Genomic DNA, 10,272 nt, shown 5'->3' on the forward strand with positions numbered 1-10,272 from the left:
GGTTTCCGATGGATTCTGGGACTGTTATTAAGTAATTTTTCATTAAATAGATATAGGTTAAGTTGGTAAGATTTCCCATGGATTCTGGGACTGTTATTAAGTGATTTCCGTTTAAATAAAGATGGGTTAAGTTGGTAAGGTTTCCGATGGATTCTGGGACTGTCGTTAATTGATTGTAGCTTAAATCAAGCAGAGTTAAGTTGGTTAAATTTCCGATGGATTCTGGGACTGTTTTTAATTTATTTCCCCTTAAATCAAGCAGATTTAAGTTTGTTAGCTTGGTAATAGATTCTGGTACTGTTGTTAATTGATTACCGCTTAAATCCAAGACTTCTAACTGTGATAAATTAAAAATTTCAGTTGGAATTTTAGTTAACTTCTCACCATCTTCACCAAAAACAGAAATGCTTAAATCTAAGTGTTTAAGCTGCTGATATTTTGCTTCTCTTATTTTCTTAACAAAACGTTCTGGTACAGCCATTTTTATTCAATTATAGCGGTTTTAAATTAGGTGAGGTACATTTTTTTTAAGGAGTAGGGAGCAGGGAGCAGGAAACAGGGAGCAGGGAGCAGGTAAAAGGCAAGAGGGAAAAAATCCTATGTACCTCATAGCTATAATAAACAGTATAGCAATCCTAAATCATGTGTGAGAATTTTTGATATCATATTCCCTACGGTGCGCGTTCCCTAGCGCTTTTTTAAAGCGCGGGGTCCCACCGCTCCCTACTCCCTACTCCCTATTCCCTTTGCTCTGACGGGGCGACAAGCGACCCGAAAACTATGTGGGATAATAATTTGACGAAATTATGGTAAAAAAAGATAGGTCAGCAATTTTTAATAATACCACATTTTAGGACATAACTAATGTCAGAAGTCACAATTAACTTACCTGAAGAGGTTTTGAGTGCCCGTCGCCTTCCCCCAGAAGAATTTGTGCAGGAAATGCGGCTTGCTGCTGCTATCTACTGGTATCAAAAGCGGGAAATCTCCATGGAAAAAGCAGCATCCGTCGCTGGGTTAAACCGTAGGGACTTTCTGGCCGCCCTAGCCCGGGAACAAATTGATGTCTTTGCTGTTGACTTTAACGATCTAGAGCGCGAGATGAACCGTGGCTGAACTTCCTGCTACCAGCACCTGCTCACAGATAAAAAAGTTATAATTTGGGCGTTGCGTCAGTCTTTGAATGAATAGGAGTAGAGTGGGCATCCTGCCCGCCCGAAAATAAGGAGGAAACTGGCAAGATGCCAGTTCTACACAAGATGCCAGTTCTACACAAGATGCCAGTTCCACGCCTGATGCCCATTCCACAGCAAGATGCCTATTCCACCTCACTCTTAAAATCATTCCATTATTAAGCAACGCCATAATTTGAGTCGAGTAGTAACTCACTAAAACGGGATTTATCTGTAGAGTAATGCTGAGAACAAAATGTTGGTATCAACTATAACTGCTTGGTTTTGTCCGATCACAATTTACTACTTATCAAGTTTAGACTTAACCTTAGACCAAACGGTAGAGTCAATCTCATCAGCTAATTCAGCCGCTACCTCTTCTGTGAGTTGACTGCGCTGGCTGATTGACTTGAATTCAAGATAGTTGAGGAGTTGGGTCAGTTGCTGATAATCAATTGCTGTCTTATCAATCTTGATGATGATCGTTTGGTCATCAACACTAAGATTGTAATAAGGATTGTTAGACATAAGTTATAAGTCAATACACTAGTATTGTAATATATTCTATATGCTATACCAAAGGGAACAGGGAACAGGGAACAGGGAGTAGGGAGTAGGGAGTAGGGAAAAGGGAACAAAAATTATCACAATTCATTTAGGATTGGTATATCTATAGCTATTTTTACTTTAATGAGGTACACACTTTTTTCCCTGTCACCTCTTCCCCTCCTGGGAGGGGTTAGGTTTGGGTTACTCTTCCCTGTTCCCTGTTCCCTGTTCCCTGTTCCCTAAAACCAGAAACTCTGTACCTCACCAAATTAAAAACCGCTATGTAACGATTCAAACCGCTAAGAATTGCTGAATCACATCCTGACTCAGTTCACTAGTCGCCCCGGATGCCACAATGCCACCCTTCTGCATGGCATAGTAGCGGTCAGCTTGTCGGACAAAATGTAGATGCTGCTCCACCAAGAGCACAGAAATCCCAGTGGTTTTAATAATCCGGCGCACAGCCGCTTCAATTTCCAAAATAATCGACGGTTGAATCCCTTCGGTGGGTTCGTCTAACACTAATAACTGAGGACGTCCCATTAATGCCCGTGCGATCGCTAATTGTTGCTGTTGTCCACCACTCAAGTCACCACCCATCCGGGACAACATTGATTTTAAGACTGGAAACAGCTCAAAGATAGTGTCTAGGATGTCGTCTTCAGCCTTTCTACCCCCTCGACGTGCTTCTAAACCCAGCAACAAATTCTCTTTCACCGTTACCCGAGGGATAATCTCCCGCCCTTGGGGAACATAGCCAATTCCTAATCTGGCTCGTTTATCGGTAGATAGTTTAGTCAGGGGTTGACCAGCAAAGGTAATGGTGCCAGTGCGGGGTTTCAGTAATCCCATAATCGTTTTGAGTAGAGTAGTTTTGCCCACACCATTCCGTCCAATCAGGCAAACCATTTGTCCTGCTGGTACATTCAAATCTACATTTCTGAGAATGTGGCTTTCACCGTAGTAGACATTTAAATTGGAAATTTGCAGCATAAGAGTTTTTTAGAATTTAGAATTTAGAATTTAGAATTTAGAATTGGGAATTGGGAATCGGTAATCGGGAATTGGGAATCGGGAAGTTAGAAGTTAGAAGTTAGAAGTTAGAAGTTATAATCGGGAATTTAGAATTTAGAATTTAGAATTTAGAATTTAGAATCGGGAATCGGGAATCGGGAATCGGGAATCGGGAATTGGGAATCGGGAATCGCAAAAATCCCTATATAGTGGATTAACTATTGCTAGCATGCCTATTGCCTATTGCCTTAAATGCTATAGCGTTTCTAGGACTCATGAGGTATACAGGATTGTTTCACTCTTGCCTAATCCCTGCTCCCTGCTCCCTGCTCCCTGCTCCCTAAAACCTAGATATTTGTACCTCACAAGTCGTAAAATTGCTATATAGCACTTTACCCTTTACCCTTCTCCTACTTCTGCTTCCAAGCTTTTTACCACTTCTGCTGGCAGATCCAACAGCTTCACTAAGTTTTGGTAAGCCGCTGCTTCAGCATCGTTAATTTTTGGTTCGCTAGGTGTACGGGAACTTGATTTAATCACTTCATAAGCCAGCTTTACGATTAGTTTTCGTTCTTCAATACTTTCTATTTCACTAGTCAACTCTTCGATAGGAACATTAAGTGCTAAATAATTCTGTAATTCTTGTTGTAATTGTTGCTGTTGTTCTGCATCTGTCGCAAACACTTGGCTAAAGCGAGATATCATCACATCAACTTCTTCTCGTGCCAGATTACCATCAGACCAAGCCATAGCAGACACAATCCGTAGCATTTTCATTTGTTCCGCTGTAATCGATGGCTTTTGTCCTAAATACACTTCAATAACGCGGGGGTCATTTTGGACTTGATCCATTGTGCCTTCACACAACACTGAACCCTGATGTAACACGGTTACTTTACGAGCAATCTGGCGTACGAATTCCATATCGTGTTCAATCACAATAATGGAATGACTCTTAGCTAGAGCTAACAGCAAATCTCCGACATTTTCTGTCTCTTCATCGGTTAAACCAGCCACCGGTTCATCTACTAGTAATAAATCGGGAGACTGAGCCACTAACATCCCAATCTCTAACCGCTGTTTTTCTCCATGGGAGAGTAACTCGGCCAGTAAATTCGCTTTTTCCACTAACCCAATGGTTTCCAGCAAACCAGCTACTGTCCGTTTTTCCCCGGGTAATGTACGTCCAAACAGGGTGGAAAACACATTTTTATCGCGATTGCAAGCTAAATCTAAATTTTCCCGAACAGTTAGATTTAGGTAGACTCGTGGTGTCTGAAATTTTCGACCAATCCCGAAGCGAGAGATTTGGTGTTCCGATAAGCCTCGCAAATCCTGCCCCTTAAACAACACCCGTCCCTCCGTTGGCTGTACTTTCCCAGTCACTACATCCAGAAACGTAGTTTTCCCAGCACCATTAGGACCAATCATCACTCGCAATTCCCCAGTATCCATACTAAAGTTAAACTGGTTAATTGCTTTGAAGCCGTCAAAACTTACAGTTAAGTTATCAATTTCAAGAATTTTTGAGTTCATTGTTTTTAGGGAATAGGGAGTAGGGAGTAGGGAGTAGGGAGTAGGGAGTAGGGAATCGGGAATCGGGAATCGGGAGTAGGGAATCGGGAGTAGGGAATCGGGAATCGGGAAAAAATTATGTGTAAATCATTGTCTTGATGCAGTCGCGAATGGGGTAAATAACTAATGAATAATAACTAAGCTGTTGTGCATTTAAATGGGATATTGTTCAGTTATATAGCGTTTCTAGGATTTATGAGGTATGCTTCTCAACCTCAAAGTCCCCCTTGATAAGGGGGATTTAGGGGGATCCCTTTGTACCTCATGGCATAGAGAATTGCTATAAAACAAACCCTATCCCCCGACTCCCGACTCCCGACTCCCGACTCCCGACTCCCGACTCCCGACTCCCGATAATGAAGAGCGCTGTAAATCAAGACCAGTTTAACGACCAATCTCTTCTTTTTCCCGTTGGACTACTGGGTCTTTTTCTAGGCTGGGATAAGTTGTGATCACTGGTTTTTCGGTACCAAAAAGCGATCGCATTTGTTCAATTCCCTCGTCTCGCAACCAGCCGACAATACCATTAGGCAGTACTGTCACTACAATTAGGAACAGCGCGCCCTGGAAAAATAGCCAAACTTCAGGAAATTGCTCACTCAACAAGGTTTGAGCTAGTCTGACTAATAAAGTACCCAGAATTGCTCCCACTAGAGTTGCTCGTCCTCCCACAGCCACCCAAATCACCATCTCAATGGAAAACGCTACTTCCATATAGCTGGGGGTAACAATCCCTGATTGTACGGTATAAAGCGCTCCAGCCACTCCAGCGATTCCCCCAGAAACCGCAAATACCAGGACTTTGAATCCGGTAGGATCGTAGCCAGAGAAACGCACCCGATTCTCATCATCCCGTATGGCAATTAACAACCGACCAAAACGTCCACTGGTTAACCAACGGCACAATAAGTAGATCAGAACCACACACAGGATACTAATTTCGTAGAAAGCTAACTGAGCTTGTTTGGAACTTACTAACATCCCAAACAGGGTTTCTGTATCAGTTTTCAACCCATTAGTACCATTAATTAGCTTTTGCTGCCCATTGAAAAAATTGAATAAAACCAGCAGTGCGGCTTGGGTTAAAATCGAGAAATAAACCCCTTTAATCCGGTTACGAAATACCAGATAACCCAGCAATCCTGCCACGATACTGGGAATTAAAACAATAGCAATTAGGGTGAAAGGAAACGAATAAAATGGCTGCCAGAAGAATGGGAGTTCTTTCACTCCATAGAGGGTGAAGAATTCCGGTATTTCTCCTTCTGGTAATTGCAGTTTGAGGTGCATAGCAAAGGCATAGCCCCCCAACGCAAAAAATATACCATGTCCTAGACTCAGCAGTCCGGTATACCCCCAAATCAGGTCAATCCCAATCGCGACAATAGATAATGACAAAAAACGCCCCAACAGCTTGAGGCGAAAATCCGGCAAAATTGCTGGCATTAATAACGCGAAAACTAGAGCAATTGCTACGATTGCTACTATTTCTATGATTAACTTTCGTCGCCGCTGCTTTTTAATGGCTTGTGTTCTAGATACATACGTCATAATTTATGAAAATAGCAACTATAGCAGTTCTCAATTTAGTGAGGTACTTTAGCAAAGGGAGCAGGGAGCAGGGAGTAGGGAGTAGGGAGTAGGGAGTAGGGAGTAGGGAGTAGGGAGTAGGGAGTAGGGAATCGGGGCAATACAATTGACTGTACCTCATAAGTACGATAAACGCTATAATTCTGCCGTGCGTCCTTTTTGTGGGAATATTCCTGAAGGTCTCACTTGTAAAAAGGTAATAATTAAAGCAAAGACCATAACTTTTGCCATACTGGTGGTCGCAAAGAAGGTAAAGAAGTCCGTTACCGGTTTCAGGAACTCTACTGGCATCAACATAAAGGCTATGCTTCCCGAACCAATCAGATAGGTAAGTGTACCAATTGCGAGGGCGGCTATTATGCTTCCGAATAAGTTTCCGACACCGCCAACTACTACCACCATAAAGGTATCGACGATATAATTTTGACCAGTATTGGGACCAACAGAACCTAGTAATGTAATCGCACAACCTGCTACACCAGCTAAACCAGAACCTAGGGCAAATGTTAACGCATCTACCGTTTCTGTAGGGATACCTAAGCAAGCACTCATACTGCGATTTTGGGTAACAGCTCGAATCCTTAATCCCCAACTGGAGCGATTTAAGAACCAGTAGGTTCCCAATAGACAAATAATCGTCAAAATAATGATAAAGATCCGGGCATAGGGCAATTGGAAGTTACCAATGGGAAATCCCCCTTGAAGCCATGCTGGTGGAGTCACGTCTACATTTCTGGCACTAAACCAAGGTCGAGTAATTGCCCGTTGACCGGTTTGTCCTAACAACACCCCAGTTACGATGGCAATTCCTAGAGATAAGAATACCATCAAAGCGATCGCCCAATTGCGAATTCTCTGCCAATCTAAACGACGGCTTAGAACCCACCTTGACCCAAAAAACAGCAGGCAAAATACCCCAATCCCAATCACCAATACCCAATTTACACTGCGGACAAACTGCCGCAATATCAAACTTACCCCCCAAGTAGCGAGAAGGGTTTCCAACGGTCGCCCATATAGATAACGAATCACCCCCCTCTCTAATACCAGTCCTACCAACGCTGCCACCAGAAAAGCTATGGGCAGGGCAAAAAATATATAGACATTAAACAACGAATCGCCCAAAAAGGCTTTAAAGGTATTTTGGACAACATAAGTTGTATAAGCGCCCAACATCATTAACTCGCCGTGAGCAAGATTAATCACGCCCATCAGTCCAAATACAACCGCTAGTCCTAGGGCAGCAATCAGTAGCACGGAGCCAATACTAATCCCGTTAAAAATTCCTTCTAAAAGTGGCAGCACAATTTAATAATTAACTATGAATTATGAAGGATGAATTATGAATGGTTAATTATGCAGGATGAATTATGAATGGTGAAAACTACTTTATTTTTATGTTTTTGAAGTTTACATTAAGCACTCAACACTCAACTAACAAAACTCGATTTTAAATGCTAAGTAGTTTACTTCATAGGTCATAATTCATCCTTGATCACTTATGCTTTCTCCTTTTTGTACTTTCCTCCCTTATTGGGATCAGTCCAGTCACACCCATACCCTTTCGTTTCCGCTACATATTGATTCCAGGGGATGGGAGAAACTGGTTTAGGAGTGGATGAGACAATTTTGAACTGACCATCGGCTTGGATTTCACCAATGCGCACTGTCTTGGAAATGTGATGATTCGGATACATCTCTACTGGTCCTTCTGGTGCGCCAAATTTTTGACCGATAGCAGCTTTGCGCACAGGCTCTAGGTCAGTAGTTCCAGCTTGCTCTACCGCCTGCTTCCATAGGTAAACCATAATGTAAGCCGCTTCCATGGGGTCGTTGGTTACCCGGTCTTCGCCATACTCGGCTTTGAAGGCTTCCACAAACTGCTTATTATCAAGGCTATCGACGGATTGGAAATAGTTCCAGGCCGCGTACTGACCAATTAGAAATTCTGGACCAATCTGCCGGACTTCTTCTTCTGCAATACTCACCGACATCGTGGGATATTTATCTGGAGTGAGTCCAGCACCCTTGAGTTGTTTGAAGAAAGCGACGTTACTATCCCCGTTGAGACTGTTGAAGATTACGCCACCATCTGGTAGGGCGGCTTTAATCTTAGAAATGATCGGGGTAACTTCTGTATTACCAAGGGGAAGGTAATCCTCACCCACGGTCTCTCCACCCAGAGCTTTAAGTTGCTCCTTAATAATTGTGTTAGCGGTGCGAGGGAAAACATAATCCGAGCCCACTAAGAAAAACTTTTTGCCCTTGTTTTTCAGCAACCACTCTACTGCTGGCTCAATCTGCTGATTTGGTGCAGCACCTGTGTAGAAAATATTCTTGGAACATTCCTGCCCTTCGTACTGCACAGGATACCACAGCATATGGTCTTTGGATTCAAACACTGGTAGCACAGCCTTACGGCTAGCGGATGTCCAGCAACCAAAAATAGTAACGACTTGATCCTTATCAATCAGTTTGGCAGCTTTCTCAGCAAAGGTTGGCCAGTCAGACGCACCATCCTCAACAATAGGCACAATTTTCTTGCCTAATACTCCCCCGGCGTCATTAATCTCCTTGATAGCAAGCTTTTCAGCTTCCACCACAGTAGTCTCACTAATTGCCATGGTGCCAGTCAGGGAGTGGAGAATACCCACTTTGATCGTGTCTTCCCCACCAGCACTAGCCTCTGAAGGACCCGAGCTGTCTTCAGCGCAAGCCTTCAACAGAAGACTGGTTCCCAATGCTGCCGAGCTATAAAGCAGAAATTTACGTCGTCCTAATCCACTTACCATACTTTCGTACCATCCTCTACCAAATTTAGGTGTAGCCTCATTGAAAAAATTGCGAAGCTAGGGTGTGATATTAGACCTACGATGACAAGTAAACTGTTAAGTAGGATACAAACAAGCTAAATTTTCCAGCAGTTCATGAAAGATTGACATTTTTTAACATTTTTTTGGATCAGATCTACCCATGCTGAGCACTAAGTATTCACATTCTGTTAATCAACTCTTTACAGCCTGGATAAGCAAAACCTCCTTTACAAAAGCAAGAGAGAGCAAGCGAAGCCAGTACCTGTTACTATGGTTCAATAACTTCGAAAAAAGCATAGTTTTGCCTAAAAATAGCATGTTGAAGTCATTAGGCATCACCTATTCATGTTTTATTGCTCAACTTATAAACTTACTGTTGTCTTGTAACTCAGTGTACAGATTGACCATAAGGTTGATGTATTAATAAACACGCTTCGGCTCATCGGCTAACATTTGGCGAGATTTAAGCTTTGTCAGGGGAGAATTTCCAAGGATTTCACACTGGATGTCACCCTAACTCAGGGGCATCCAGAATCAGCTGGATCAATCAATTCCTAGCCAGTGCAAGCATTAGGCAGAAAGTTTTTGTTGGGTATGCACTCTCCATTGGTTTGGCAATTTTGGGAACAACGACTGGATTAGGGATTGGCCAGCATTACCAAAAGGCAGCACTGGCTGAACTCACTCGTTCCCAAAAACAAGAACATCTCCTGAAAAATTTACAAATCGCGATTTTAGACTTACGTTCCTATGCCTACTTAGGTGCGCTTGACCTTGGCGAATTAAATTCCCTAAAGGTGCGCGTTCGGGTCGCACCTCCTGTTGCTGTTCCCATGGAAGACCTACAGCTGGTTCAAGAGAAAATTGACCAAGCTCAGCAACTGCTGTTGGAAGCGGAAGAGTTTGTCAGAGAGTTTGAGACCTGTTCTCATACGAATACCAATCAGTTACTGGATTTAGTGAAGACCAACAGGATCATTATTGATGCCTACAAGACTCTGATTCAATCCCTGTTGTCGGAAATAGAGTCTGGAAACTTACCCTTAGGTGCGCTTAAACTTGCCCAAAGGCAACTGTTGGAACAGAACAATCCTGAATTAACCACTGCCCTAGAAAGCTTTTTTGAGAAGTCAGACCAGCTGATTAGAGCAGCTCAAGTCAAACAGACGCAAGCCTTGAGTGCCCTCAAGCGTGCTGAGCAGTGCTGCTTTGGGATCATCTACAGCAGTATGATCGCCTCAGTTGCGATCGCAATCCTATTAGCTATTCATACCAGTAATGCGATCGCACAGCGACTCAAAAGCCTGACTGAGATCACCGAACAGGTCAAACAGGAGTCTAACTTCACCCTGCAAGCACCAGTCACGACCCGAGATGAAGTGGGTGTCTTAGCCACTTCTCTCAATCAGCTGATTCACGGTATGGCTGACTTTGGCAGCAAAGCAAACTTCTCAACTGATTCCTCTGTGTCATCCCTTGCCCCTACACAAGATCGAAGTTCAAGTCGAACCTGACCCCCAACTACCGGGATATCAGATTCAGGCATCTGTGACTACTAA

Annotated in this window: 10 protein-coding genes and 3 pseudogenes; 3 read left to right on the forward strand and 10 right to left on the reverse strand. The window is 43.1% G+C overall.

The window, feature by feature from the left end:
* On the reverse strand, nucleotides 1–481 hold a 481-nt coding region (locus F6J94_RS23320; RefSeq protein WP_293044583.1), incomplete at its 3' end, for a leucine-rich repeat domain-containing protein.
* A gap of 383 nt (nucleotides 482–864) precedes the next feature.
* Between F6J94_RS23320 and F6J94_RS23325 the strand changes: the two genes are divergently transcribed.
* Entirely contained in the window at nucleotides 865–1,116 is a 252-nt protein-coding gene (locus F6J94_RS23325; protein ID WP_293044586.1) for a UPF0175 family protein, read from the forward strand.
* Here the strand turns inward: F6J94_RS23325 and F6J94_RS23330 are convergent.
* The 9 genes and pseudogenes from F6J94_RS23330 to urtA form a co-directional block, all read right to left on the reverse strand.
* Nucleotides 1,090–1,308, reverse strand: coding sequence for a hypothetical protein (locus F6J94_RS23330; RefSeq protein ID WP_293044588.1), 219 nt, complete (start codon nucleotides 1,306–1,308; stop codon nucleotides 1,090–1,092). The genes F6J94_RS23325 and F6J94_RS23330 overlap by 27 nt on opposite strands.
* Before the next feature lie 167 nt (nucleotides 1,309–1,475).
* Nucleotides 1,476–1,700 carry a hypothetical protein gene (locus F6J94_RS23335; RefSeq protein ID WP_293044590.1) on the reverse strand — a complete coding sequence of 75 codons (225 nt, stop codon included), beginning with the start codon at nucleotides 1,698–1,700 and terminating at the stop codon, nucleotides 1,476–1,478.
* 312 nt (nucleotides 1,701–2,012) lie between these two features.
* On the reverse strand, nucleotides 2,013–2,714 hold the full coding sequence (urtE, locus tag F6J94_RS23340) for an urea ABC transporter ATP-binding subunit UrtE (protein ID WP_293044592.1): 702 nt from the start codon (nucleotides 2,712–2,714) through the stop codon (nucleotides 2,013–2,015).
* 819 nt (nucleotides 2,715–3,533) lie between these two features.
* Nucleotides 3,534–4,271: pseudogene (gene urtD, locus F6J94_RS34395) on the reverse strand (urea ABC transporter ATP-binding protein UrtD); the annotation flags it as partial.
* A gap of 254 nt (nucleotides 4,272–4,525) precedes the next feature.
* The gene (locus F6J94_RS23350; RefSeq protein WP_293023539.1) at nucleotides 4,526–4,705 is read right to left on the reverse strand and encodes a hypothetical protein; all 180 of its coding nucleotides are present in this window, start codon (nucleotides 4,703–4,705) and stop codon (nucleotides 4,526–4,528) included.
* Complete coding sequence (gene urtC / locus F6J94_RS23355) at nucleotides 4,695–5,861, reverse strand: urea ABC transporter permease subunit UrtC (protein ID WP_293023541.1); 1,167 nt, start codon at nucleotides 5,859–5,861, stop codon at nucleotides 4,695–4,697. The genes F6J94_RS23350 and urtC overlap by 11 nt, the downstream gene beginning before the upstream one ends.
* Nucleotides 5,845–6,021 (reverse strand): hypothetical protein, encoded by a 177-nt coding sequence (locus F6J94_RS23360; RefSeq protein ID WP_293044596.1) that lies wholly within the window; start codon nucleotides 6,019–6,021, stop codon nucleotides 5,845–5,847. The genes urtC and F6J94_RS23360 overlap by 17 nt, the downstream gene beginning before the upstream one ends.
* A gap of 14 nt (nucleotides 6,022–6,035) precedes the next feature.
* Complete coding sequence (locus F6J94_RS23365) at nucleotides 6,036–7,205, reverse strand: branched-chain amino acid ABC transporter permease (RefSeq protein WP_293023546.1); 1,170 nt, start codon at nucleotides 7,203–7,205, stop codon at nucleotides 6,036–6,038.
* A gap of 194 nt (nucleotides 7,206–7,399) precedes the next feature.
* On the reverse strand, nucleotides 7,400–8,692 hold the full coding sequence (gene urtA, locus F6J94_RS23370) for an urea ABC transporter substrate-binding protein (RefSeq protein WP_293044598.1): 1,293 nt from the start codon (nucleotides 8,690–8,692) through the stop codon (nucleotides 7,400–7,402).
* A gap of 1,250 nt (nucleotides 8,693–9,942) precedes the next feature.
* Here urtA and F6J94_RS23375 point away from each other — a divergent pair.
* Nucleotides 9,943–10,119 (forward strand): annotated as a pseudogene (locus F6J94_RS23375) (HAMP domain-containing protein); the annotation flags it as partial.
* 25 nt (nucleotides 10,120–10,144) lie between these two features.
* A pseudogene (locus tag F6J94_RS23380) lies at nucleotides 10,145–10,272 on the forward strand (cyclic pyranopterin monophosphate synthase MoaC); the annotation flags it as partial.

It is taken from the genome of Moorena sp. SIO1F2, assembly GCF_010672755.1.
Lineage (GTDB): Bacteria > Cyanobacteriota > Cyanobacteriia > Cyanobacteriales > Coleofasciculaceae > Moorena.